26 protein-coding genes are annotated in these 24,978 nt (G+C 66.0%); 16 read left to right on the top strand and 10 right to left on the bottom strand.

Translation table 11 applies throughout. From position 1 onward, the window contains the following. The first annotated feature begins 6 nt into the window (after positions 1–6). The 3 genes from J3E61_RS16520 to phoU all read left to right on the top strand — a co-directional run bounded on the left by J3E61_RS16520 (position 7) and on the right by phoU (position 2,994). Entirely contained in the window at positions 7–1,740 is a 1,734-nt protein-coding gene (locus tag J3E61_RS16520) for a GMC family oxidoreductase (RefSeq protein WP_210084269.1), read from the top strand. A 95-nt stretch (positions 1,741–1,835) separates the two neighbouring features. Further along, the gene (locus J3E61_RS16525; RefSeq protein ID WP_210084270.1) at positions 1,836–2,264 is read left to right on the top strand and encodes a hypothetical protein; all 429 of its coding nucleotides are present in this window, start codon (positions 1,836–1,838) and stop codon (positions 2,262–2,264) included. Positions 2,265–2,334: 70 nt separating this feature from the next. Further along, the gene (gene phoU, locus J3E61_RS16530; RefSeq protein WP_192721919.1) at positions 2,335–2,994 is read left to right on the top strand and encodes a phosphate signaling complex protein PhoU; all 660 of its coding nucleotides are present in this window, start codon (positions 2,335–2,337) and stop codon (positions 2,992–2,994) included. On the opposite strand, the gene J3E61_RS16535 is transcribed toward phoU, so the two are convergent. Next, on the bottom strand, positions 2,991–3,644 hold the full coding sequence (locus J3E61_RS16535) for a VTT domain-containing protein (protein WP_192721918.1): 654 nt from the start codon (positions 3,642–3,644) through the stop codon (positions 2,991–2,993). The genes phoU and J3E61_RS16535 overlap by 4 nt on opposite strands. A 131-nt stretch (positions 3,645–3,775) precedes the next feature. On the opposite strand from J3E61_RS16535, the gene J3E61_RS16540 reads away from it, so the two are divergent. From J3E61_RS16540 to guaA, 6 genes are all read left to right on the top strand, one after another. Continuing rightward, complete coding sequence (locus tag J3E61_RS16540) at positions 3,776–4,633, top strand: SDR family oxidoreductase (protein WP_210084271.1); 858 nt, start codon at positions 3,776–3,778, stop codon at positions 4,631–4,633. Between the two features lie 9 nt (positions 4,634–4,642). Continuing rightward, positions 4,643–5,710 (top strand): dihydrodipicolinate reductase, encoded by a 1,068-nt coding sequence (locus J3E61_RS16545; RefSeq protein ID WP_210084272.1) that lies wholly within the window; start codon positions 4,643–4,645, stop codon positions 5,708–5,710. Beyond that, entirely contained in the window at positions 5,707–6,288 is a 582-nt protein-coding gene (locus J3E61_RS16550) for a TetR family transcriptional regulator (protein WP_192721915.1), read from the top strand. The genes J3E61_RS16545 and J3E61_RS16550 overlap by 4 nt, the downstream gene beginning before the upstream one ends. 146 nt (positions 6,289–6,434) lie before the next feature. After that, complete coding sequence (locus J3E61_RS16555; RefSeq protein WP_192721914.1) at positions 6,435–6,797, top strand: CD225/dispanin family protein; 363 nt, start codon at positions 6,435–6,437, stop codon at positions 6,795–6,797. After that, complete coding sequence (locus J3E61_RS16560) at positions 6,797–7,204, top strand: DUF2752 domain-containing protein (RefSeq protein ID WP_210084273.1); 408 nt, start codon at positions 6,797–6,799, stop codon at positions 7,202–7,204. The genes J3E61_RS16555 and J3E61_RS16560 overlap by 1 nt, the downstream gene beginning before the upstream one ends. 49 nt (positions 7,205–7,253) lie before the next feature. After that, a complete protein-coding gene (gene guaA / locus J3E61_RS16565; protein WP_192721913.1) occupies positions 7,254–8,813 on the top strand; it encodes a glutamine-hydrolyzing GMP synthase in 1,560 nt (519 codons plus the stop codon). A gap of 38 nt (positions 8,814–8,851) precedes the next feature. Here the strand turns inward: guaA and J3E61_RS16570 are convergent, their stop codons facing one another. From J3E61_RS16570 to J3E61_RS16595, 6 genes are all read right to left on the bottom strand, one after another. Then, positions 8,852–9,622 (bottom strand): dienelactone hydrolase family protein, encoded by a 771-nt coding sequence (locus J3E61_RS16570; protein ID WP_210084274.1) that lies wholly within the window; start codon positions 9,620–9,622, stop codon positions 8,852–8,854. A gap of 91 nt (positions 9,623–9,713) precedes the next feature. Continuing rightward, positions 9,714–10,628: a MerR family transcriptional regulator gene (locus J3E61_RS16575; RefSeq protein ID WP_192721911.1), complete on the bottom strand. Its 915-nt coding sequence runs from the start codon at positions 10,626–10,628 to the stop codon at positions 9,714–9,716. Then, positions 10,625–12,115: an NAD(P)/FAD-dependent oxidoreductase gene (locus tag J3E61_RS16580; RefSeq protein WP_210084275.1), complete on the bottom strand. Its 1,491-nt coding sequence runs from the start codon at positions 12,113–12,115 to the stop codon at positions 10,625–10,627. Before J3E61_RS16580 ends, J3E61_RS16575 begins: the two co-directional genes overlap by 4 nt. Before the next feature lies 1 nt (position 12,116). Further along, on the bottom strand, positions 12,117–13,034 hold the full coding sequence (locus tag J3E61_RS16585) for a ferritin-like domain-containing protein (RefSeq protein WP_210084276.1): 918 nt from the start codon (positions 13,032–13,034) through the stop codon (positions 12,117–12,119). Between the two features lie 9 nt (positions 13,035–13,043). Next, complete coding sequence (locus J3E61_RS16590; protein WP_210084277.1) at positions 13,044–13,874, bottom strand: SDR family NAD(P)-dependent oxidoreductase; 831 nt, start codon at positions 13,872–13,874, stop codon at positions 13,044–13,046. Between the two features lie 5 nt (positions 13,875–13,879). Then, on the bottom strand, positions 13,880–14,857 hold the full coding sequence (locus J3E61_RS16595; protein ID WP_192721907.1) for an alpha/beta hydrolase fold domain-containing protein: 978 nt from the start codon (positions 14,855–14,857) through the stop codon (positions 13,880–13,882). A 19-nt stretch (positions 14,858–14,876) separates the two neighbouring features. Between J3E61_RS16595 and J3E61_RS16600 the strand changes: the two genes are divergently transcribed. From J3E61_RS16600 to J3E61_RS16620, 5 genes are all read left to right on the top strand, one after another. Further along, positions 14,877–15,863, top strand: coding sequence for a hypothetical protein (locus J3E61_RS16600; protein ID WP_210084278.1), 987 nt, complete (start codon positions 14,877–14,879; stop codon positions 15,861–15,863). A gap of 107 nt (positions 15,864–15,970) precedes the next feature. Then, a complete protein-coding gene (locus J3E61_RS16605; protein WP_210085592.1) occupies positions 15,971–16,645 on the top strand; it encodes a hypothetical protein in 675 nt (224 codons plus the stop codon). Positions 16,646–16,687: 42 nt separating this feature from the next. Then, on the top strand, positions 16,688–18,226 hold the full coding sequence (locus tag J3E61_RS16610) for a DNA polymerase Y family protein (protein ID WP_210084279.1): 1,539 nt from the start codon (positions 16,688–16,690) through the stop codon (positions 18,224–18,226). A 48-nt stretch (positions 18,227–18,274) separates the two neighbouring features. Then, entirely contained in the window at positions 18,275–18,721 is a 447-nt protein-coding gene (locus J3E61_RS16615) for a MarR family transcriptional regulator (protein ID WP_210084280.1), read from the top strand. Next, positions 18,718–19,140 carry an Ohr family peroxiredoxin gene (locus tag J3E61_RS16620; RefSeq protein ID WP_192721903.1) on the top strand — a complete coding sequence of 141 codons (423 nt, stop codon included), beginning with the start codon at positions 18,718–18,720 and terminating at the stop codon, positions 19,138–19,140. Before J3E61_RS16615 ends, J3E61_RS16620 begins: the two co-directional genes overlap by 4 nt. Positions 19,141–19,224: 84 nt before the next feature. Here the strand turns inward: J3E61_RS16620 and J3E61_RS16625 are convergent, their stop codons facing one another. Together J3E61_RS16625 and J3E61_RS16630 are read right to left on the bottom strand one after the other, a co-directional pair. Beyond that, a complete protein-coding gene (locus tag J3E61_RS16625) occupies positions 19,225–20,277 on the bottom strand; it encodes a nucleoside hydrolase (RefSeq protein ID WP_210084281.1) in 1,053 nt (350 codons plus the stop codon). Then, on the bottom strand, positions 20,278–22,281 hold the full coding sequence (locus J3E61_RS16630) for an SDR family oxidoreductase (protein ID WP_210084282.1): 2,004 nt from the start codon (positions 22,279–22,281) through the stop codon (positions 20,278–20,280). A 79-nt stretch (positions 22,282–22,360) separates the two neighbouring features. Between J3E61_RS16630 and J3E61_RS16635 the strand changes: the two genes are divergently transcribed. Together J3E61_RS16635 and J3E61_RS16640 are read left to right on the top strand one after the other, a co-directional pair. Then, positions 22,361–23,230 carry a MaoC family dehydratase N-terminal domain-containing protein gene (locus J3E61_RS16635; protein WP_192721901.1) on the top strand — a complete coding sequence of 290 codons (870 nt, stop codon included), beginning with the start codon at positions 22,361–22,363 and terminating at the stop codon, positions 23,228–23,230. A gap of 58 nt (positions 23,231–23,288) precedes the next feature. After that, positions 23,289–24,176 (top strand): universal stress protein, encoded by an 888-nt coding sequence (locus J3E61_RS16640; RefSeq protein WP_210084283.1) that lies wholly within the window; start codon positions 23,289–23,291, stop codon positions 24,174–24,176. Between the two features lie 2 nt (positions 24,177–24,178). Here J3E61_RS16640 and J3E61_RS16645 read toward each other — a convergent pair whose 3' ends face one another. Next, a complete protein-coding gene (locus J3E61_RS16645) occupies positions 24,179–24,883 on the bottom strand; it encodes a DUF899 family protein (RefSeq protein WP_210084284.1) in 705 nt (234 codons plus the stop codon). Between the last annotated feature and the right edge of the window lie 95 nt (positions 24,884–24,978).

A 24,978-nucleotide genomic window follows, 5' to 3' on the forward strand; every position in this document is an offset into this window, starting at 1 on the left:
GGTCGCATGCGACCTGACTATGACGTTCTGATCATTGGTTCGGGGTTCGGGGGAAGTGTCACCGCGCTGCGGCTCACCGAGAAGGGCTATCGCGTCGGGGTGCTCGAGGCGGGCCGACGGTTCAATGACGAAGACTTCGCCAAGACCTCGTGGAACCTGCGCAAGTTCCTGTGGGCGCCGAAGCTCGGCATGTACGGCATTCAACGAATCCATCTGCTGCGCAACGTCATGATCCTGGCAGGCGCCGGCGTGGGCGGCGGTTCCCTTAACTACGCCAACACGCTGTATGTGCCGCCGGAGCCGTTCTTCAACGACCCCCAGTGGAAGAACATCACCGACTGGCGCGCCGAGTTGATGCCGCACTACGACCAGGCTCAGCGCATGCTCGGCGTGGTCAAGAACCCGACGTTCACCGACGCCGACCGCGTGATGAAAGAGGTCGCCGACGACATGGGCGTCGGTGACACCTTCGTGCCGACACCGGTCGGCGTGTTCTTCGGGCCGGACGGTGAGAAAATGCCGGGCAAAACCGTGCCAGATCCGTACTTCGGTGGCGCCGGGCCAGCCCGTACCGGATGCATCGAATGCGGTTCCTGTATGACGGGCTGCCGCTACGGCGCCAAGAACACGTTGGTCAAGAATTACCTCGGGCTCGCGGAAAGAGCTGGGGCAGAGGTCATTCCGATGACCACTGTGACCGGTATCGAGCCGCAGTCCGACGGGTCATGGAAGGTCCGCACTGCCAGAACGGGCTTGCTGCCGCTCAAGCGGCGCACGTACACCGCCTCGCATGTGGTGCTCGCTGCGGGCACGTGGGGCACGCAGAAGCTGCTGTTCAAGATGCGCGACAAGGGCAAGTTGCCCAAGCTGTCCGACAGGCTCGGCGTGCTGACTCGGACGAATTCCGAGTCGATCGTGGGTGCGGGCCGCTTCACCGTGGCGCCCGACCTCGACCTCACGCACGGTGTCGCGATCACCTCGTCGATCCATCCGACGTCGGACACACACGTCGAGCCGGTGCGATATGGCAAGGGCTCGAACGCGATGGGACTGTTGCAGACGCTGATGACCGACGGCGACGGGCCGCAGGGGACTGACGTTCCGCGGTGGAAGCAGTTCTTCCAGCAGGCCGGTGAGGATCCCCGAGGAATGATTCGGTTGCTCAACCCTCGGCGGTGGAGCGAGCGCACGATGATCGCGCTGGTGATGCAGCATCTCGACAACTCCATCACCACCTTCACGCGGCGCACCAGGCTCGGCATCCGACGGCTTGACAGCAAGCAGGGCCACGGCCAACCCAACCCGTCGTGGATCCCGGCAGGCAACGAGGTCACTCGTCGGATCGCCAAGAAGATCGACGGCGTGGCGGGCGGTACCTGGGGCGAGCTGTTCAACATCCCGTTGACCGCGCACTTCCTTGGCGGGGCCGCCATCGGCGATACGCCCGAGCACGGCGTCATCGACCCGTACCAGCGGGTGTACGGCTACCCGACGCTCTCGGTGCACGACGGTGCCTCGATTTCTGCGAATCTTGGTGTGAATCCGTCACTTTCGATCACCGCGCAGGCCGAAAGGGCGGCGTCGCTGTGGCCGAACAAGGGTCAGGTGGACCAACGCCCAGCGCAGGGCCAGCCATACAAGCGGCTCGCACCCATTCCGCCGGAACATCCTGTCGTGCCAGCCGACGCGCCTGCGGCGCTGCGCCAGCTGCCCATCGAACCGGTTAGCTCAGCGGGCTGACAGCGAGCTCTACGTAACGGTTCTGGTGCCTGTCACTGGCCGGCAGGTATGAATCTCGCTGTCCGATCGTAACTTTGCGAGGAAGCGAGAGCCCGTTGTCGTTGATCACTGCCCATATCCGCAAGCGCGCATCCCTGAGCGTCGGCATCACCGCCGTCGCGGCCGGGGTGCTCTCGGTGGCGTGCAGCACGAGCGCGACACCCGCGCCGACCGCGACTAGCACGACAACAACGACCACGGCGACTTCGGCCGCGGCGTCAGGTGGCGGCCACCATGAAAAGCACGACTCGTCGGGCGGGTCAGGTGGTGGTGCAGCCCAAGCTTCCGAAACCGACACCGTCACAGTCGCTCCCAACACGGTGACAAATACCGAAACCGACGTGCAGACGACAGTGCAAACCACCGTCCAGACGTCGGTGGCGACGGAGACTCAGACAGTCACTGCGACGCCGACATGGCAGCAACGCGACCAATTTGGACACACCGACAACCGCAACCAGTTCGGCACCCAGCAAGGCCACTGATCCGCACCGGTTTGCGTCGCTCCGGCTTGGGTACTTGCTACGCGAGTACCCTGAGACCGGAGGTCAGACCATGCGGACAACCTTTCACGAGGAGCTTTCCGCACTGTCCGCGCAAGTTGGCGACATGTGCGGGCTGGCCGCCGACGCGATGGAACGCGCCACCGAAGCGCTACTGGGCGCCGACCTATCGGTGGCCGAGCAGGTCATCGCCGACCATGAGCACATCGTCGCGATGAGCAGAAAGGCCGAGGCAAGCGCGATCAAACTGCTCGCGACGCAGCAACCGGTCGCGGGTGACTTGCGGACGATTGTGGGTTCGCTCCACATCGGCGCCGACGTCGAGCGGATGGGCGCGCTGGCGGTGCACGTCGCCAGAATCTCCCGGCTGCGGCATCCGGAATGCGCGCTGCCCGATGATGTGCGCGCCAGTTTCTCCGAGATGGGTTACAGGGCAGTGAAATTGGCGCGGATGGCCCGAGAGGTGCTGATTTCGCGCGACCCCGAAAAGGCCGTACAACTGCGCGCCGAGGACGACGCCGTCGACGCCGAACACCGCCACCTGTTCACGCTGCTGATCGATCACAAGTGGCAGGACGGGGTGTGTTCGGCGGTCGACGTCGCGCTGCTCGGCCGGTTCTACGAACGCTTCGCCGACCATGCCGTCGAGATCGGCAAGCGGGTGGTGTTCGAGGCGACGGGCGGGTTGCCCGACCACAAACAGATGGCTTAGTGCTTCTTCAGAGATTCCCAGTCGTGCTTGTCTTCTAGGTGAGCGATCGCCTTGGCGGTGCGTTCGCGCAGCAACAGCGTCATGCCGATACCGATGAGCACCGCGACCACGAGCGCGATCCACGAAAACCTCGACAGCCACTTCTCGGCGGCCAGCCCGAGATAGTAGACAACTGCGGTGGTGCCGCCGGCCCAGCACAGCGCGCCGCTGGCATTGGCGGCAAGAAAACGCGGATAGGGCATCTTCAACGCCCCGGCGAGCGGGCCTGCCAAGATCCGCAACAGCGCGATGAAGCGACCGAAAAAGACCGCCCAGACACCCCAGCGGTGGAACAGCTGTTTGGCCAGCGCGACGTGACCGGTGCCGAAGTGTTTGGGGAAGCGGTTGCCGAGGCGTTCGAACAGCGACATGCCGTACCGGTGACCGATCGAGTATCCGATCGTGTCGCCGATGATGGCTCCGATCGTGGCGGACGCGCCGACGGCCACCGGGCTGATGTCGAGGGTGTGACGGGATGCCAGCAGGGCGGCACTGACGAGCACGATCTCCCCGGGCAGCGGGATGCCAAGGCTTTCGATGCCGATGACGGCCCCGACGATGAGGTAGATGGCCAGCGGAGGGATCGTCTGCAGGATCGCGTCGACATTCACACCGCTAAGGATGCACCATCGACGTCGCACAACCCAGCTAATGCGCCGCCATGCGATCCCTGCGCGAATTGCGCTGTCCGCGAAGTCGAGAAACGCTCCGACAAAACATTGAGTGCTTTATGGTTCTGCGAATGGGCGCACTCGACGGGAAGATCGCGATCGTCACGGGCACGAGTAGGGGCGTCGGCGTCGGCATCGCGCACGAACTGCTGCGTGCAGGCGCCACCGTGATCGGCTGCTCGCGCTCGAAAATCGACGAGCTGCCGGGCATCACATCCGAGTGGTCGTCGCGCTGCGCCCAAATGACGTGCGATCAAGGCGATTACCGCGCGATCGATGAGTTTGTCTCCGAGGTGGTTGCGACCTACGGCCGCATCGACATCCTGGTCAACAACGCAGGCGGCACGGTGCCCACCCCCCACGTCGAGGAGGTGCCGTCGTTGGTTTCGCAGATTCAGGGCGCGCCACGTAGCGAAGACGAATTCGAGCGCACCGTGCTGTTCCACTCGTTCGCGATCCAGATGAACCTGATCAGCCCGTTGTGGTTCGCGATCCGGGTGTACCGGCAGATGCGCGAACAGGACGGCACCGGGTCGATCATCAACATCTCCAGCGGCGCTGGGCATCCCGCGGGTTCACCGACGCTGGTGTCCTACGGCGCCGCCAAGGCGGGCCTGAACCAGCTGACCCGTTCGCTGGCCGAGGAGTGGGGGCCGCGGGTGCGCGTCAATGCGCTGGCGCTGGGCCCGACGATGACCGACAACTTCCGCAGCTTCGTATTGCCCAAGGACGATCCCGACGGTGCGCAGTATTTCCGCAGCGTGCCGCTCGGACGCGCGGGGGAGCCCGCGGAAGTCGGTCGCACCTGCGTGTTCTTGTGCAGCGGCGCAGCCGATTTCATCAACGGCACCACCATCGAGATCGACGGCGGCATGCTGCCCGGTGTGCTCTACGAGGCTGGCCTCAAAACCATCACCGATCTGCTCTAGGGAATTCACGTGCGACGAGTCATCCAATACTCCACCGGAAACGTGGGCCGCCATGCGCTGCGCACGATCATCGAACGCCCCGACCTGGAACTGGTCGGCGTGCATGCCAGCGGCGCGCAGAAGGTGGGCCGCGACGCCGCGGAGTTGTGCGGACTGACGACGCCGAGTGGCGTGGTGGCGACCGACGACATCGACGCACTCGTCGCGCTGGGTGCGGACTGCGTGGTGTACACGTCACAGGCAGAGATGCGCCCGAGCGAGGCCATCGATGAGATCTCCCGATTCCTCGTGGCGGGTACCAATGTCGTTGGGACGTCCATGGTCTGGCTGGTCGCGCCCGAGTTCGCCGACGGGTGGCTACGCGAGCCCCTGCAGTTCGCATGCGAGGCGGGCGGCACGTCGTTGTACATCAACGGAATCGATCCCGGCTTCTCCGGCGATACGTTGGTGTACACCGCGCTGAGTCTGGCGGCGCGTGCCACCGCGATCACCGTGCAGGAGATCTTCGATTACGGCACCTACGACGATGCCGAATTCACCGGCGCCAGTATGGGATTCGGTACCACACCCGATCACACCCCGATCATGTTCGCACCAGGGGTGCTGACGTCGCTATGGGGCGGGCAGGTCAAAAGTCTCGCCGAGTGCCTCGGCGTCGAGCTCGATGACGTTCGCGAGCGTCACGAAACTTGGGTGACTCCAGAGCCGATCACGTGCACGATGATGACAGTCCCAGCGGGTGGAGTGGCTGCTGTCCGGTTCGCAGTCGAGGGCGTGCGTGCCGGGGAGCCCATCATCACCATGGAGCACGTCAATCGGCTCACCGACATCGCAGGACCGGACTGGGCGTATCCGCCTGACGGTCGCGCTGGCGTGCACCGCGTCACCGTCGCGGGTGAACCCGGCGTCGAGATCAACGCACATGTGGGGCTGGCCGGCGTCGACCACAACCAAGGCGGCGTGATCGCCACCGCCGCCCGCGCCGTCAACATGATCGAACCGGTGTGCACCGCACCGAGCGGACTGCTGGCCGCCCGTGATCTGCCCGCAGCGCATATCCGCGGTGTGATGTGGTGACACAACTGCGTGCCGAGCGCACCCGCGCACTGGTGATCGACGAGACGATTCGCTGCATCCTCGACGAGGGGTTCGCCGCTGCCAGCGCCAAACACATCACCGAGCGGGCCGGGGTGACATGGGGTGTCGTGCAGTATCACTTCGGGGACCGCGACGGCCTGCTGATGGCGGTCGTGGACAAGGGCTTCGCCGAACTGACCGCGGCGCTGCGCGGCCTGCCGCTCGCCGCCGAAAACGTCGGTGACCGAGCAGAATTCGTCGTCAACGCGGCTTGGGAGGCGTTCTCCAGCCCGACGTCGATGGCGGCGCTGGAGATCCTGATCGCCACCCGCGCCATGCGGGATACCGGGGCCAGTGCGCACCTTGCCACGCTCGGCGCCACGATGGCCCGGTTGGGCAAGCACATCGGCGAAGGCCTTCACGCGCGCCACGCGGCGGCGATCGGCAATCTGATCTGGGCGACGCTGCGCGGGCTCGTGGTGGCCACGCTTGTGGTGTCGGAGCCGGTGGACACCCGCCGTGAGCGACGCGCGCTGGTGGACATGATCACCCACTACGTCGAGGGCGTCTCTGCGTGACCGGCCTGCGGTGACGAGGCCGTATCGGTGCTGTGGCGGCTTGATTCACCACGCAGACAGCAAATCGGTGCTTTATATTGAGCGGGTTTCACAGCGGCGCTCGCAAACCCGTGACGCCAGTTGGTTCTAGAAAAAGGACTTACTACATGACGTATCAGCCGCCCCCACCGCCGCCGTCCGGACCTCCGCCCTATGGACCCCCGCCCTATGGACAGCCGCCGTACGGAGCGCCGCAGGGTGGCTACCCCGTGCAACAGCCGGACAGCAACCTCGTGTGGGGCATCCTGTGTGCGCTGCTGTGCTGTCTGCCGCTGGGCGTCGTGTCGATCTTCTACGCGAGCAAGGTCTCGGGGCTGTGGGTGCAGGGGCGCTACGCCGAGGCCCAAAGCGCCGCCGACAGCGCCAAGAAGTGGGCCATCTGGGGCGCCGTGGCAGGCGTCATCGGGCTCATCATCTACGGCGTCCTCGCCGTCGCCGGTGGACTATCCGGCTACATGTCCGTTTCGTGATGCACGTCCACCCGCTCGCCGCGCCGTTGGCGGTCGCCGCCGCGGTGGGGGGCGGGTGCGCCGTCATCTGGGCGGCCGACCCGACGATCCCCGGCGGGATCCTGCCGGTCTGCCCGACGAAGGCGCTGCTGGGCATCGATTGCCCGGGCTGCGGGAGCCTGCGGATGATCTATTCCCTGCTCCACCTCGATTTCGCCTCCGCGGCGCACTACAACGCTCTCGGTCTGGTGGCGGTGTTACTGCTGGTGTGGGCGTTCGCGGCGTGGACGTACGGGAGGCTGGTGGGCAGGCAGGTGCGCAGCTGGCAGCACCTGCGATGGTCGGCGCCGACGGTTCTCGCGTTGACGGTCGTGTGGTTTGTGGTGCGCAACTTGGGTTTTGGGCCGTTTCCAGCGCTGCATGTCTGAAGCGTCGACGTCACGGCGCGCGTTTTGCCCAGCCAACTAGACTGAGTCGGTGGAATCAGCATCGCCTCGCCCCGTGTTGGTGGTCGACTTCGGCGCGCAATACGCGCAGCTCATCGCCCGCCGCGTCCGGGAAGCCAGGGTGTTTTCGGAGGTCATCCCGCACACCGCCAGCGTCGAGGACATCAAGGACAAGGACCCGCAGGCCATCGTGTTGTCGGGTGGACCGGCCAGCGTGTACGCCGACGGCGCGCCGCAACTGAATCCCGCGATGTTCGACCTCGGGGTCCCGGTGTTCGGCATCTGCTACGGGTTTCAGGCGATGGCGCAGGCCCTCGGCGGAACGGTCGCGAAGACCGGAACCAGCGAGTACGGCCGTACCGACCTGAATGTGTCTGGGGGACAGCTGCATTCGGATCTACCGACGACCCAACCGGTGTGGATGAGTCATGGCGACGCCGTCACCGCCGCTCCCGATGGCTTCGACGTGGTGGCCACCAGCGCCGGCGCCCCGGTGGCGGCGTTCGAGAACCGGGAGCGGCGCCTGGCGGGTGTGCAATATCACCCCGAGGTGATGCACACGCCGCACGGACAGCAGGTGCTCAGCCGGTTCCTGCACGAGTTCGCGGGTATCGACTCGTCCTGGACGCCCGCCAACATCGCTGACTCGCTGGTCGAGCAGGTGCGCAACCAGATCGGCAACGGCAGGGCTATCTGCGGACTGTCGGGCGGTGTGGACTCCGCCGTGGCCGCAGCGTTGGTTCAGCGCGCCATCGGCGATCGGTTGACCTGCGTCTTCGTCGACCACGGCCTGCTTCGTGCGGGCGAACGCGCACAGGTGCAGCGTGATTTCGTCGCCGCCACCGGGGCCAACCTGGTGACTGTCGACGTCGCCGACCGGTTCCTCGAAGCGCTGGCCGGGGTCACCAACCCGGAGGGCAAGCGCAAGATCATCGGCCGCCAGTTCATCCGGGCGTTCGAGGGTGCTGTCCGAGACATCGTGGGTGACAGCGGTTCTGACGTCGAGTTTCTGGTGCAGGGCACCCTTTATCCGGACGTCGTCGAATCTGGTGGCGGCACAGGCGCGGCCAACATCAAGAGCCACCACAACGTCGGCGGGCTTCCCGACGATCTGAAGTTCAAACTCGTCGAGCCGCTGCGGCTGCTGTTCAAGGACGAGGTGCGCGCGGTGGGCCGCGAACTTGGTCTGCCCGAGGAAATCGTTGCGCGCCAACCATTTCCGGGGCCCGGTCTCGGCATCCGGATCGTCGGCGAGGTCACTGCCGCCCGGCTGGACACGCTGCGCCGCGCGGACTCGATTGCCCGCGAGGAGTTGACCGCGGCGGGCCTGGACAACCAGATCTGGCAGTGCCCGGTGGTGCTGCTGGCCGACATCCGGTCGGTCGGCGTGCAGGGCGACGGCCGCACCTACGGCCACCCGATCGTGCTGCGTCCGGTGTCCAGCGAGGACGCGATGACCGCCGACTGGACGCGGGTGCCCTACGAGGTGCTCGAACGCATCTCCACGCGCATCACCAACGAAGTTCCCGAGGTGAACCGGGTTGTGCTGGACGTCACCAGCAAGCCGCCCGGCACCATCGAGTGGGAGTGACTTCTCTTTGTGAAAGTCGCCCGCCCCATGTGCAGTGCTTAGTGGCTCGCGGACGAAGCTCCAACTGTCTCATCGAGCAGGTCTAGCACCGCCTGCCAGGCCCGTGTCGCGTGCAAAGCGTGATGACCGACGCCGGGCACGGTGGCGACGACGTGGGTGGTGCCACCGGTCAATGAACCGTCAGGATGCGTCGGAGCGGCCCAAAAAGCATGCTTGGCTCCACCGTAAACGTTTACGCGCCAATCAACTCCGGCATCCTGAAGCGCGCTGGCGAACGCGAACAGTTGATCGGGAGTGCAGAGGGGGTCCTCGGAGCCTGTGCATAGCAAGTAGGCTCCGCCCACGTTGTTCCAGTCTTCGGCGCACGCGGCTGGCAAGCCCGGATGGATCACGGCGACTGCCTTGAATGGCACTCTCGCGCTGGCAAGTTCGAGCACGATCCGGCCACCGGCACCGTATCCGAGCGCTGCGAGCCGGTCGTGGTCTGCGCCGGGTACAGCGAGTAGAACGTCGAGCGCAGCACGGCCGATGGCGTGCATGCGGGTGGGGTCAGCCATCAGGGGCATAACCCGCGCCAACATCGCTTGCGGGTCGCCGAAGAACGTCCGGCCAGCGTGGTAATCCATCGCGAGGGCGAGGTAGCCGTGCTTGGCGAGGTCGTCGGCGCGGCCGCGTTGATAGTCATCTAGACCGATTCCATCGTGTCCAATGAGCACTGTCGGCCAGGGACCCTTGCCGTCTGGCCGTGCCAAGTGGGCCACCATCGTCAGACCGTCGACGTCGTAGGTGACCTCCTGCGTGGCGATCATGTGGCCAACGCTAACCAGGATTTGTGCACCTCAGCGCCGCGTTCGCCCTAAGCTGACCGACCGCATCCTCGGAGGTGCTTCGACCAGGCTGCTACGCGTCCGCGTCGGGCGCCGCCGCGACATAGTCGGCGAGGATGCGGCTGACCAGTTCCTCGATCGTCGACTCGATGGACGACGCCAGCGTCGCGGTGACCGCCGCCACCGCCTGCGTCCGGAACCGCACCAGCATCGTGATCAACTCGGCGACCTCGGTGTCGTCAGGCAGTCCTACGCCGGGTTTGATCCGATCCTGCACGTGCTCGAGGCCCGCCTGCACCAGGATCGCACTGATCTGGTCGACCAGAGGCAGCACCTGTTCGTGGATGTCGATGAGCTTGTCGATGGACACCCCGTACTCGCGGATATCGTTGAACGCCTCGATCAGCTTGGGCCGCACCACGATTGCGTCGTCATCCTCGAGCCGAATCAGCCCAGCCCCGACCAGCCGGTCGAATGCGGCGTCGTCGTCGATCAGCCGCCGCGCGTCGACGACCGTCATCGTCTGCGGCTTCTCCGCCGCCCAGGTGCCCGCGATCGCCGACTCCAGCCCGAGCACCGAGCCCAGATCCTTGCCCTGCTCCCAGGCGCTGAGCATCTCATTGACGTGGGCGATGTTGTAGCCGCGGTCCAGCAGCGACGTGATCAGCCGCAACCGGGTCAGATGCGTGTCGTTGAACAGGGCCAGCCTGCCGACGCGCAGCGGAGGGTGCAGCAACCCGCGATCGCGATACACGCGGATGTTGCGGGTCGTCGTGCCCGCCAGCCGGGCCAGGTCATCGATGCGGTATTCGCCCGACGCGGCGACCCCGTGCGGGTGGACGGCGGCGTCGAACAACTGCGCTACCGCCGTCTCGATGACGTCGCGTGAGCCGCGCTGGACCCGGCGGCGAAGGTTTGTCAGCACCGTGGAAATCGCACCGGACTGCTGCCGCGGCTTGCGCGACGACGCGTCCGGCCTGGTCGTCATGCTTGTACGCGCGCACCGATCGCGTCGTGCGCGACCGCCTCGTAGTCACCGAACCGGAAGTCCCGCATCTGTCGAAGATACTGCGTGGCAAAGCCGGGATACATCGCGGCGTTGAATCCGTCGGCGGTCAGGTACCAGCTGCTGCAGCCCGACATCCATGTCGTCTTGGCCAGCCGCTTCTGAATGCGGTCGTTGTAGCGCCGCTGCACGTCCGCGCGCACATCGAGATAGCGCAGATTCTCGTTGAGAATCGTGGTGATGGCACGCACCGCGTAGTCGAGCTGTCCTTCGACATAGACCAGCAGCGAGTTGTGGCCAGGACCGGAGTTGGGCCCCGTCATGAAGAACAGGTTCGGGTAGCCATGCGCGTTGATACTCTTGTACGCCTGTGCTCCGCCGGCCCACTCCTGCGCCAGGGACCGGCCACCGATTCCGGTGACCGGATACGGCGGCCCCGTCAGATGCACGTCGTAGCCGGTGGCGAAGACGACGCAGTCGACGTGATGCTCGATGCCGTCGCTGGTGCGGATTCCGGCCGGGCTCATCGTGGCGATCGGCCAGTCGATGAGCTTGCAGTTGTCACGCTGCAACGCGGGGTAGTAGTCGCTGGAGATCAGCATCCGCTTGCACCCCGGCGTGAAGTCGGGTGTGAGCTGGCGCCGCAGCCATGGGTCCTTGACCTGGCGGCGTAGGTGGGCCTTGCCGAGCCTGGCCACCAGCCCCGTCAGCGGAGTGTCCCACACCAGTGCCGTCGCCGAGATCTCGTGTCCCCAGAACAGCGCTTGTCGCGCAAGTTCTTGTACCGCAGGCACTTTCGCGAACAGTTCCTGAGCCTTGGCGGGCGTGGCCAGGTCGAGCCGGGGCAGCACCCAGCCGGGTGTGCGCTGGAAGACCTTGACGAACTGCGCCTCCTTGACGAGTTCGGGGATGATCTGCACCGCGCTCGCGCCGGTTCCGATGACCGCGACCCGCTTGCCGGTGAAGTCGTAGGTGTGATCCCAACGGGCGCTGTGGATCTTGTGACCCTCGTAGGTGTCCAGGCCGCGAATCGCCGGCCAGTCATGGTCGGGTAACGGGCCCGACGCCAGCACGACGGTGCGGGCCCGGAAGCTGTTGCGCCCGTTCGCCTTTACCGTCCACAGGCCTTGGGTTTCGTCGAATTCCAGCGCGTTGACCTCGACCCCGAACTGGATCTTGGGTTCAAGGCCGAAGTCGGACACCGTGTCCTCGATGTGCTTGCAGATCTCGTCGGCCGGTGAGTAGGCGCGAGACCAGCCCGGGTTGTGGACGAACGAGAACGAATACAACAGCGAGGGGATGTCGCAGGCGGCACCGGGATAGGTGTTGTCGCGCCAGGTTCCGCCGACGCGGTCGGCGCGCTCGAGGATGACGAAGTCGTCGACGCCCGCTTCGGTCAGCTTGATCGCTGCGCCTACGCCGGTGAAGCCGGCACCGACGATCAGCGTGTCGTATACGTGAATGGGCATGTCAGGCCGCCGGCTCGTGGGTGACCTCTTTGACCCAGCTCGGTACTGAGGGCAGCAGCGGCCTCGGATAACGGTCGGAGAGCCAGACCATCGAATTCGCCAGCAGGTGGTACGGGTGACGCGGGTTGGTGACCACGCCTGCGTAACGCCTCAGGAACCGGTATGTCGGTACGCGACTGGTGTATTGGCCCCGATCACCCAGCTCCTTGAACCGCTTGACGGCCCGGTAAAGCCGCTCGGGTTCCATGCCCATGGCCGTGATCTCGTTGCGGATCCGGTTGATCAGCGGTGCGCCCATGATCGCGCCGATGATGAGACCGGGAGTCGCGTTGTGGCCGACGAAGTCGATCAACATCCGCCGGATCTTGGCGTGCCCGATCATGTCGAGCACCTCGAAATCGACGACGAGGTGCCGGGACTCGTCGTTGTTGATCTTCTCGAAGACCTGATGGCACACGGGATCGTGCACTTCGTCGAGAAGGAACTTCAGCAACGCGCCGTCAAGGGCGACCTCCAGCATCGGGATCACCGTGCCGAGCAACGACAGCGGCATGTCGTCGGCCCAGCGGTCCAACCAGTCGATGGCCAACCGGATGTTGACGTTCGGCTCGGGCACTTCACCGTCGGAGAGCATGCCCCACCGCTTCATCAGTGCCAGTTCGGCATTGGCGTGCCGTTGCTCCTCGGCGTGGAAGTAGCGATAGATCTCGGCGATGGTGGGCGTCGGCGCCTTCTTGGCCAGCGCGGCGAAACCCCGCGCGCCGATGTTCTCGATCCAGCACAGGTCGGCCATGAAGGCCTTCAACTGGGGGCGCTGCTCGTCGGAGATCATCTCGGCACCCGGTGCATCCCAGTCGATGTCGGCCAGCGCCCATTGGCGGTCCTTGATCTTGGCCAGCATGGCATCCATGTCGATCATCGCGTCCTCCTACGTCGTCACGCGGTTGGCGAGGCCGGCGGCGCGGGTGTACACCGTCGGAGTGAAACGCTTGATGCCCCAGCCGATCCGGGCATCGGGTTGCGGCATGCAGTACAGGCCGCCGCGGTCGTTGGTGTCCAGGCACATCCGGGCCACGCGTTCGGACGAGAAGCCCGTCCAGCGCATCAGCCGATCGGCGAGTTGGCTGGATTGTGCTGTGATGCGGCCGGATTCGACGATATTCGTCTTGACGAACGTCGGGCAGAGCACGGTGACATTCACCCCGGTGCCGGACAGTTCGGCGGCAAGCGTCTCGGACAGCGAAAGCACGCCTGCCTTGCTGACGTTGTAGGCGGCCATGCCGGGTGCGGCACCGAACGCCGCGGCCGATGCCACGTTGATGATGCCGCCATAGCGCGCTTCCCGCAGAATCGGCGTGAATACATGACAGCCGTTGATCGGACCCCACAGGTTGATGCTCAGCACCCAGTTCCAGTCATCGAGGCTGGTTTCACCGATCGCCGTGCCGCCCGCGCCGACGCCGGCGTTGTTGATGACGAGCGTCGGCGGCCCGCCGAACCAGTCCTGCGCATCAGCGGCTAGACGTTGCACTTCGTCGACCTGGGTTACGTCGCATTTGGTGGCCAGTGCGCTTCCGCCGTCGGCGATGATCGCGTCGGCCGTTGTACGGGCTGCTTCTTCATCGATGTCGCTGCAGACGACGCGACCGCCGCGGCTCGCCAGTTCTGTCGCGAACGCAGCGCCGATGCCGCTGCCCGCTCCGGTGATGACAGCGGCGGCATCGTGGCTGCGCTTCTTCGAAGTTCCGAACAGTCCCATGCGGATCACCCCGCGGCCTTGTCTTTTTGGTTGTGGCGCAATGCATGTGCGATGAAACCCGCGATATGGCGCATGGCCGGGCGGGCCTCCGGGCTGATTCGCGGGAGCGCCTGGAAGACGTGCACCTGGTCGGGCCAGATCTGCAGTTCGCACTGTCCGCCTGCGGAGCGGATGTGGTCGGCTAGCGCGATCGCGTCAGCGGCCAGCATCTCGGCTCCGCCGGCCTGGATCAGCGTCGGCGGAAGGATGCGCCCGGCCGCGACGTCGAGCTTCAGCCGGGGATGGCTGGAATCGATGTCCGCGCAGTACAACTCGATGAGACGGATGGCGTCGCGAGAGCGGACGGCCGGATCGCTGCGCAGTCGTTCGCGGGTGCGGGCGAGGGTGAACGTCAGGTCGATCGCGGGGGAGAGCAATACCGCGCCCGCCGGGTGGACGACGTCGGGTTGCAGGAGCAGGTCGACCGACAGATGCCCGCCTGCGGAGTCGCCGGCCACGATGGTGCATTCGGGCGAAATCCCATAGTCACCGGTCAGCCAGTCCCACCCGGAGCGGACATCGTCTGCGGCAGTGGGGAATCGGTACTTGGGCGCCAGGCGGTAGTCGATGCTGAATACCGGGATTCCGGTCAGGCGGGAGAGCCACGAGGCCAGCCGTCGATGTGTCCGTGGCGAGCACAGGGCATAGCCGCTGCCGTGAACGAAATAGATTGCGGCATCGGCAGGACCGTGCGGCACCCCGGCGCCGTAGACCCATTCGCCGACGACGCGGCGGCCATCGGAGGTCCTGGTGTCGACGGGGATGACGTGGGTGCCGGTGAGCGACGGCCCGAACGTGTCCATCACGCGGGCGATGATCTGGCGAGACAGCCAGATGCCCCATGCCGGTTCGGAGGGAATCACGGCGGCGATCTGCCGGAGGGTCAGGCTGCTGACTGCTGCGGCGCCGCGGGAACGGAGCGATCCGCGCTCATCATTGAGCATCGCTGGAGTACAGCACCGAATGATGACATTTGTCAATGTCACCATCGATCAATGGGAACTTATGCGGCCCCTGACCAGTGGTATCGCTAAATGTAGGGAAGGTTCCCCGATGCCGCTGACCTTCTCAGCGGCGCAGACTGTTGCAATGAATGAGGTCTACCTGGCATTCCAGATCAAGTCCGACAACACGCCGTGGTTGGCCGTAGGGCTGATCGCAGTAATTGCGGGAGTTATCGCATGGGGCCTTTGGATGACGTTCATCGGATCGAGGCAAACCAAGATTCGTGGCCAGGCGCTGACTGGAACCGCGCGGGTCTTGGGAGTGAAAACCCGTGGGGCCGTGGGTGACGCGGTTCAGGGTGCCCAGCGGGTCGTGTGTCGAATACGTCTGAGCGTGGAAGTCCCGGGTCGCGAACCCTACGAAGCGACGGCTCGGCAGAATTTCCGTCCGCGGACGCTCGACGCCATCCATGTCGGCAGGACGGTCGCGGTGCAGGTTGATGCCGGCAATCCGCAACGCGTGCGGATCGATCTCAGTCGACCGCCGGAGGCGGGATCCGCTTCGATGCAAACAGTTTTCAATGCGCCGCCCGTGGTCAGTTTCAACCAGTCGAGTTGGTCGCCGCAGACAGGATGGTCGGGTTCGCCGCCGTCCGGCGACATTGCGGACCAACTCAAGACAGTCTTCGGGAATCCGGTCATATCCGCGGCAGACTTACTGGCGACCGGTCAGCGCGTACCGGCGGTGTTGAAATCGTTCGCTCCTACCGGAACGACGGCGCGCAGTCTTGGCAGGACTGCCAGCAGACCCGAACTCATTGATGCTCCGCACTACATGCTCGAGGTCGAACTGCACTTTCCGCACCTGGCACCGATGACTGGCCAAGCCGTTCAGGCGGTGCCGGTGTCCCAGGTGCCCAACCTCGCCATCGGCCTTCAGTTGACGTGCGCGGTGGACCCGGCTGACCCCACGCACCGTTTCGTCGTGGACTGGGTCGGCATCTGATCGTCGCTTGACGGTGTCGGTGGGTGGGTGTTTACTCGAGGCATCGAACATACATTCGAAAATAGGATGATTCTGATGATGCAGGAGGTGCTGCTGTGACAGTGGCAATGGACCTGGAGCAGCGCCGCGTCAACCGCGCTGAGCAGGTAGAACACCTGCGTCGCAAGATCGCGGCGGTGTCTGGGAAGGTGGGCGACGGGCGCCGCGGCGCTGCTTCGTCGATCGACCCGCTACCGGACGCTGAATCTTTGCTGCCGGTGCCCGAATCGCTGTCCGAACTGCTACCTGCGCCGTTGCCGCGGGGCACGGTGGCGGTGCTGTCGGGCGCTCGGTCCCTGTCGTTGAGCATGGTGGCGGCGGTGACGGCGGAAGGTGGGCACGCCGCGATCGTCGGCCAGCCGGATGTCGGACTGCTGGCGGCCGTCGAGATGGGCGCGGACCTGAGCAGGATCGCGGTCATCCCCGAACCCGGCGCCGATCCGGTCGAGGTGGCCGCGGTGCTGATGGATGGCATGGACTTGGTGGTGCTCGGCCTTGGTGGCCGGTTGGTGCCTGCGGGCCGGGCGCGGGCGGTGGTGGCCAGGGCGCGGCAGAAGGGATGCACCCTGCTGGTCACCGGTGGCGACTGGCAAGGGGCGTCCACCCGGCTGGAGGCCAGGGTCTGCGGCTACGAGGTCACTGGCCCCGGCCGCCCGGGGATCGGCCGGATCAGCAAGGTGCGGCTGGCCATGCGGGCCAGGGGTCGGTCCTTCGGAGGGGCCGTTCGGGCAGTAGGCGGATGAGTGTCTTCCGGATCTACCTCAAGAGTGCTGGCCGTGTGGTGCATGGACTGGCCGGCGGTCGCCGCGTTGGCTGCCGCCGACCTTCCTCCCACGACGCCGGCGGCGGTCACCCTGGCCAACCGGGTGATCGCGTGTTCGGCGTCAGCGCGTGCGGCTGGCGTGCGACGAGGCCTGCGCCGCAGGGAATCTCAGGCGCGGTGCCCGGAACTGCACGTCGTCACGGCAGATCCCGCGCGCGATGCCCGCCATTTCGAAGTCGTGACGGCAGCCGTCGACGACCTGGTGCCGCGGGCCGAGGTGCTGCGGCCCGGCCTGCTGGTGTTGTCCGTGCGCGGTGCGGCCCGCTACTTCGGATCTGAAGAGGCAGCCGCTGAGCTATTGGTCGATGCGGTGGCGGCGGCGGGGGCCGAATGTCAGGTCGGCGTCGCCGACCAGTTGGCCACCGCCGTCTTCGCTGCGCGGGCGGGCAGGATCATCGCACCCGGCAAGGACGCGCTGTTCCTGTCCGCGCTGTCGATCCGGCAGCTGGCCACCGAGCCCAGCCTGGCCGCGCCCGGCCGCGAGGACCTAGCAGACCTGTTGTGGCGCATGGGCATTCGCAATATTGGTCAGTTCGCCGCGCTTACCCGCAGCGATGTGGCGTCCCGGTTCGGCGCCGACGCTGTCGCCGCGCACCGGTTCGCCCGTGGCGAGCCGACCCGCGGGCCATCAGGTAAGGAGCCCCCGACAGAACTCGACGCGGTGATGAGCTGTGATCCGCCGATCGACCGTGTCGATGCCGCCGCGTTCGCAGGCCGGTCGCTGGCAAGCTCGCTGCATCGCAGCCTCGAGGCGGCCGGGGTCGGATGCACCCGGCTGGCGATCCACGCCGTCACCGCCAATGGCCAAGAGCTGGAACGTGTTTGGCGGTGCGCCGAACCGCTGACCGAAGACGCCACCGCCGACCGGGTGCGCTGGCAGCTGGACGGCTGGCTGAACAAACGCAATCCGAACGACCGGCCGACCGCTCCGGTGACGCTGATCCGGCTGCGGCCGGTTGAGGTGGTGTCGGCCGAGGCGTTGCAGCTGCCGTTGTGGGGAGGTATCGGTGAGGAGGACCGGCTACGCGCTCGCCGCGCGCTGGTGCGGGTGCAGGGCCTACTTGGGCCCGAAGCCGTACAGGTGCCGGTGCTCAGCGGCGGTCGCGGGCCGGCCGAACGCATCACGTTCGCCCCGCTTGGCGATGAGCTGGTGCCGCGGGATCCGGGTCAGCCGTGGCCAGGTCAGCTGCCGGAGCCGTCACCGACGGTGCTGCTCGACGATCCGGTCGAATTGCTCGACGCCGACGGCAACCCGGTGCGGGTGACTGGTCGCGGGCTGTTCTCCGCCGACCCGTCGCGGCTGGCCTCGCCGGGGAGGGACAGCAAGCTCTCCTGGTGGGCGGGGCCATGGCCGGTAGACGAGCGGTGGTGGGATCCCGAGCAGGCCAAGGCCGGCCGGACCGCGCGGGCGCAGGTGCTGGTCAACGGTGATCAGCGGCCGCAAGCCCTGCTGCTGTGCTATCGGCAGCGGCGGTGGTACGTCGAGGGGATCTACGAGTAGATCTTAGATTAGTTGTGCACAACTGAATTGTGCGCTACAGTTCTGCGCATGGCCACGATGAGCGTTGATCGCCAGCTGTGCTTCGCCCTCTATTCGGCGTCGCGGGCGATGACGGCCGCGTACCGGCCGATCCTGACCGAGCTGAACCTCACGTATCCGCAATACCTCGTGCTGCTGGTGCTGTGGGAAGACGAACGTGTCACCGTCGGGCGGCTCGGCGAGCGGCTGCAGCTCGACTCGGGAACCCTGTCGCCGCTGCTGAAGCGGTTGGAGGCCAACGGGTTTGTCCGCCGCGAACGCTCGCAGGACGACGAGCGCCTCGTCGACGTCACGCTGACCCCGGCCGGCCGTCGCCTCGAGCGCAAAGCCCAGTGCATCCCCGAGCAGCTGTTCGGCTCGACCGGAATGACCGAACAAGAAGCCGCGGACCTGCGCGATGCGGTCCGTCACCTCACCGATGCGCTCAACGCATCGCAACGAAAGGAATCCGCATGAAGACCCTCTACACCGCCGAAGCGCTGGCCACCGGCGAAGGACGCGATGGCCATGGCCGCACCTCGGACGGCAAGCTCGATCTCGACCTCGCCATTCCCAAAGAGATGGGCGGCAGCGGCAACGGCACCAATCCCGAGCAGCTTTTCGCCGTCGGCTACGCCGCCTGCTACCACTCGGCGCTGCGACTGGTCGGCCGCCAGGACAAGGCTGACGTATCGGATTCGGCTGTAGGGGCGCGGGTTTCGCTCGGCCAGCTCGACAACGGCGGCTTCGGTCTCGCGGTCGAACTCGAGGTGACGTTGCCCAACCTTGACCATGACGCCGCCCAGCAGTTGGCGGAAAAGGCGCATCAGGTGTGCCCTTATTCCAACGCCACTCGCGGCAACATCGACGTGAAGCTGGTCGTCACCGACGACTGAGCCCGACTGAGCACCGCGAAACTGCGGCGAGATCGAGATTTCGACGAAATCCGCGATCTCCCCGCAGTTTCGGCGTGGGAAGGGTTAACCCAGGCGCTGCGCGAAGGTCCCTACCCGAGCGATGAACCGGTCGAAGAAGGCCGCCGGGTCGACGCCAACTCCGATGAGCGCGTTGGGTTCTCGTCCCCAGTGCTTGCTCCAGTCGGCGATGGTCATGCCGCGAGTGAGCGTTCCCGTCAACTCGACATCGATCGCGGCAGGCCGACACTGGACCAGATCGGGGTCAAGCGCCACCGCCGCGGCCAGCGGGTCATGCAGGTGCGCCAGGTAGCCCTCGCCCTGATCGAAGTGGAACTCGAAGTAGAACCGCATCGCGTCCTCCAGCACCGCGATCAGCGGGTTGGACGCCACCGACCTGGTGCCGCGGTCATCGAGCACGCTCATCGGCGTCGACGACGACTCCGCCGCTGTCGCTAGCCGGGACAACAGCGCAGGCGTCATCGCGATGTGCTCAGTCAGGTTCAGGCCCAGCACGATCGGAAGGTGTTCGGGTGGGTGAAGTCCCCACACCGCGAACACTTCGGCGGCAGCCTCCGGGTCGACGCTGATGTTCCATTCGGCAACGGGCGTGGTGTTGCCGCGGTAGTCGAATGCGCCGCCCATGATCACCAATCGCCGCAACAGCTTGGGCAGCGCGGGTTCGATGCGCAGTGCCAGCGCCAAGTTGGTCAGCGGGCCGGTCGCGATGGCCACCAACTCACCGGGGTAGGCGCGTGCCGCCCGCACCCACGCTTCGGCTGCGTCGTACGCAGTGAGTTCCCGATCCGTCGACGGCAGCGTCGCGTAGCCCATGCCCTGCGGGCCGTGCGTGTCCTCAGCTGTGCGAAGCGGAGCGCTGATCGGCTGCTCGGATCCCTTGGACACCGGCACGCCCGCGATCCGGCACATCTCGAGCAATGCCAGGTTGTTCTCGCAAACCTGTTGCACCGGAACGTTTCCCGCAGTCGAAGCGATGCCGACGACCTCGGCGTCGTCGCTTGCGAACAAATACACCAGAGCCATCGCGTCGTCGACGCCGGTGTCGACGTCGACGAAGACGGGCAGCGCAGTCACGTCGCCAACGATAGAGCCGGCCACTTACCAGTGCACGCCCGGCACCAGCCGCACCGCCCGCTTGACGGTTCGCGGCACGCGCAACGCCGTGACCGCCGGCTTCGGGCGCTTGGGCCGCCGCGGTGTGCGCTGTTGAACCCGTTCGGTGTCCTGTCCGCGGGCCGCAGGCGAATCGGGGTAGCCGAGGTACAGCTGGTGCAGCACGCGCCGCGACAGCTTCGGCGTGAAATACATCCCTACATCGGCGAGCGTTCCGACCGGCGTGTCGATGCGCGCTGGTTTCTCGACGAGACCCCGCACCACCATGGCCGCCGCATGCTCGGCGGTGATCGGAGGCATCGGGTTGAGTCGGCGCGACGGCGCGATCATCGGCGTCTTCACCAACGGCATGTGGATGCTCGTGAACGTGATGTGGTCGGACAGTGTTTCGGTGCCAACCACTTCGGCGAATGCGTCCAAGGCAGCCTTGCTCGGAATGTATGCGCTGTATTTCGGGCTGCTGGCCTGCACGCCGGCGCTGGACACGTTGACCACATGGCCGAACCGGCGTTCACGCCAATGCGGTAGCAGGGCGAGGACCATGCGGACCGCACCGAAGTAGTTGACGGCCATCACGCGTTCATAGTCGTGCAGCCGATCGGTGGATGCAGAGATCGAGCGGCGGATCGACCTGCCCGCATTGTTGACCAGATAGTCGACGTGGCCGAACTGGCCGAGGATGTCTTTGACCGTGTGCTCGACCGACGTCGAATCCGTGACGTCGCACGTGAAGGCATAGGCCCGCCCGCCCGCGGCCCGGATCTCGGCAATCAGCCCGTCGAGTGCTTCGGCGTTGCGCGCCAACGCGAATACGCATCCGCCGCGCTCGGCGACCGCGATCGCCGAGGCGCGGCCGATACCACTTGATGCGCCGGTGATGATCACATGCTTGTCGACCAACGGCCCGGCAGGATCGTCGCGGCGGGCGCGGTCGGGGTCAAGGTGGTCGGCCCAGTACCGCCACAACTTCGGCGCGTACGATGCGAACTCCGGCACCGTTATCCCTGTGCCGCGCAACGCTTCTACCGTGTTCGTCGTCGCGAACGTCGGCACCAGGTCGACGACGTCGAGGATCTCACCCGGGATGCCGAGTTGCGTGGCGGCCATGTTGCGCAGGATCTTCGCCCGTCCGCTGACGCGCAGGAAGGGTGTCGCGGTCGCGCCAGGCAGTGAGCCCCGCAGCGGCGGCAGTCCCGCCGCTTCGGCAACCCCGCGGTAAATGCCGCGCAGCCCAATGGTTTTCGGGGCCGTGAGATGAAAGGTCTGCCCGACTCGGCCGTCGGTGTGCATCAGCTCAACCAAAGCGTCCACCACATAGTCGACGGGGACGATGTTGGTGCGCCCGGTGTCGGGCAACACCATCGGGGTAAAGCTGGGCAGCACGGCGAGCTTCGCCAACAGGCCGAAGAAGTAGTACGGGCCGTCGATCTTGTCCATTTCGCCGGTGCGTGAGTCACCCACCACGACGGCGGGTCGGTACACCCGGTAGCGAAGCCCCGGCGTGGACCGGACCAACGACTCTGCCTCGAACTTCGTCTGGTGATACGGCGTCGGTAGCTCCTGGGCCACATCGAAGTCGTCTTCGGTGAACTCGCCGCGGTAGGTGCCTGCGACGGCAATCGACGAGACGTGATGCAGCGTTGCATCCAGTCGGCGGCACAGGTCGATGACCGCCCGGGTGCCCTCGACATTGGCGGCCCGCTGACTGACGTCGTCAGCGGTGATGTCGTATATCGCCGCACAATGCACGACGTGGTCGACGGCGCCCAACTCGGTGATCGCCTCGTCGGTAAGCCCCAGATCGGCTGCCGTCAGATCACCGACCAGCGGCTTGGCCCGGGAACCCCATTCGGTGGCGAGCCGTTCGAACCGTCCCAGCGAATTCCGCCGGACCAGCACGCACACCTCCGCGTCGTGGCTGCGGGCCAGGATCTCGGACACGACTCGGCGACCAATAAACCCGGTACCGCCGGTAACGACATAACGCATGCGAGCCATGGTCGCCCGTTACCAGGCGAAGGTCAACAAGGTGTGACGTGGTCCTCGACCGACCCGATATCGTCCGACTATGCCGATTGACCCCACCGCCGTAGGCGCCAAGACCGACCCGACCGTCTTCGAATGGACCGACCGCGACACGCTGCTCTACGCGCTCGGCGTCGGCGCGGGGGTCGACGATCTAGCGTTCACCACGGAAAACAGTCACGACATCCCGCAGCAGGTGCTGCCCACCTACGCGGTCATCGCCTGCCTGCCGTTCGCCGCGGCAGCCAAGATCGGCTCCTTCAACTTCGCGATGCTGCTGCACGGTTCGCAGGAGATCCGGTTGTTCAAACCGCTACCACCGGCGGGCAAGCTCAGCGTCGTCGCCGAAGTCGCCGATATTCAGGACAAGGGCGAGGGCAAGAACGCGATCGTCATGTTGAAGGCGACGGGCACCGATCCGGCCACCTCCGAGGTGGTCACCGAGACTTTGACGACGGCCGTGATCCGCGGCGAGGGTGGGTTCGGGGGTCAGCCGGGGCAGCGTCCCGTCGCGCCGGAGATCCCCGAGCGGGAACCGGACGCGCGCGTCGCACTGCCGACGCGTGAAGACCAGGCGCTGATTTACCGGTTGTCCGGCGACCGCAATCCGCTGCACAGCGATCCATGGTTCGCGCAGAACCTCGCCGGCTTTCCCAAGCCAATCCTGCACGGGCTCTGCACATATGGGGTCGCCGGGCGCGCGCTGGTCGGCGAGCTCGGCGGCGGCGACGCCACCAAGGTCCGACAGGTCGGTGCTCGCTTCACCTCACCGGTGTTCCCAGGCGAGACGCTCACCACGTCGATCTGGCGGACCGACCCGGGGCATGCGGTGTTCCGCACCGAGGCGGCCAACCCCGACGGGTCCAACGCGCGCCTGGTGCTCGAGGACGGCACCGCCGAATACCTCGACTAATTGCGGGTCCTCGCCAAAGTGACCTAACCGGCTGCCGGGAGTTGACAGGATGTGTCCCATGAAGCTGGTCGTTGCTTATCTGGCCACACCGGGCGGCGCTGACGCGATGGCCCTTGGCGCACGGCTTGCCAGGACGCTCGATGCCGAGATCGAGGCGTGCATCGTCCTGCCTGCGGATCGGGCTCTGCCGACGCTCACGGGCGCGCGGGACTACGAGGCGAAGCTGGGCGAGCAGGCCGAGAAATGGTTGACCGAGGCGCTGGCATCGGTGCCCGACGACCTCACCGCGCACAGCCACGTGAGCTTCGATGACTCTTTCGCCGACGGGTTGATTCGGGAAACCGCGCGACTCGAGGCCGACCTCATCGTTGTCGGTGGCTCAGGCGGTGGACTGGCGGGCAGTTATTCGCTGGGCTCCGTGGTCAACGAACTGTTGCACTCGGCGCCCGTGCCCGTCGTGGTAGCCGCACGCGGCACCCGTGACACGAAGATCGATCGGGTCCGTGAAGTCACCTGTGCACTCGGGCAGCGTCAGGGCGCGGATCTGTTGTTGGAGAAGGCCGTTCAGTTCAGCAAGGCGGCCGGTACACCGCTGCGGTTGGTTTCGCTGGTGGCGCTCGATCCGGTATTCGGCCAGTTGCGCGGCGACGAGGAAGCGGTCCGTGAGCGCGCGATGGCGCACGCGCAGCAGGTTTTGGAAACCGCGAAAAGCTCGCTGCCGGAAGGGTTTCCGGTGACCGCGACGGCCGTGGAAGGGGCGACCGTCGAGGAGGCGGTGCGTAAACTCGACTGGCACGACGGCGACCTCATCATGGTCGGTTCAAGTCGGCTGAGCGCGCCAAAGCGCCTCTTCCTGGGCTCGACCGCCGCCAAGATGCTGCGGGTGTTGGATACTCCGATGATGGTCGTGCCGCGCGACGAACTCGGCAAGCACGACATTCCGTAAGGTCAGCGGGTGCCGCCGTTGGGTCCGTAGGCGCGGGCGATGTCGGGGGAGTCCGACCACTTGGAGTAGGTCGGCGATTGCGGCCAACCGTCGGGCGAGTCCTGCCATTCCTCTTGCCGGCCCCACGGAAGGATGTCGATCAGCGCGAAGCTGTGGCTGAGCTGTTCGGTGCCGCGACCATTGGTGTGCCAGGTGCGATACACCCTTTCGCCGTCACGCAGAAAGACATTCACCGCGAATCCGCCTCCTGGCGGCGCATCGACGTCGGCGCCGAACGAACTCTCCGACGAGGAGTACCAGTCCATCTTGTTGCCCACGCGTTCCTTGTATGCGAGGGCTTCTTCGATGGGTCCGTTGGTGACGATGACGAAGCGCGCGTCGTAGTTGTCGAGGAACTCGAGCCTGGTGAACTGCGAAGTGAAGCCGGTGCACCCACCGCACTGCCACTCGGCGCCGTCCTCCCACATGTGGTTGTAGACGATGAGCTGCGCGCGTCCGTCGAAGACGTCGGCCAGCCGGACGGGTCCATCCTTGCCGATCAGTGTGTAGTCCGGCATCTCGACCATGGGCAGGCGACGGCGCTGCGCGGCAATCGCGTCCAGCTCGCGGGTGGCTGCCTTCTCGCGTCGGCGTAGCTCGTCGAGGGCGGCGCGCCAGGTGTCGTGGTCGACCACCGGGGGCAAGGCGGTTGCCGTCTTTTCAGTCACGATTCCTCCAGGGCTATCGGGAGTGGTCTGCTTTCTAGTGTTGACCGGAATCGGGCCCGAAAGTCATCGTGGCTCGCCATCGAACATGCGTTCGA

The sequence above is a fragment of the Mycobacterium sp. OAE908 genome (genome assembly GCF_017872775.1).
In the GTDB taxonomy this organism is placed as follows: domain Bacteria; phylum Actinomycetota; class Actinomycetes; order Mycobacteriales; family Mycobacteriaceae; genus Mycobacterium.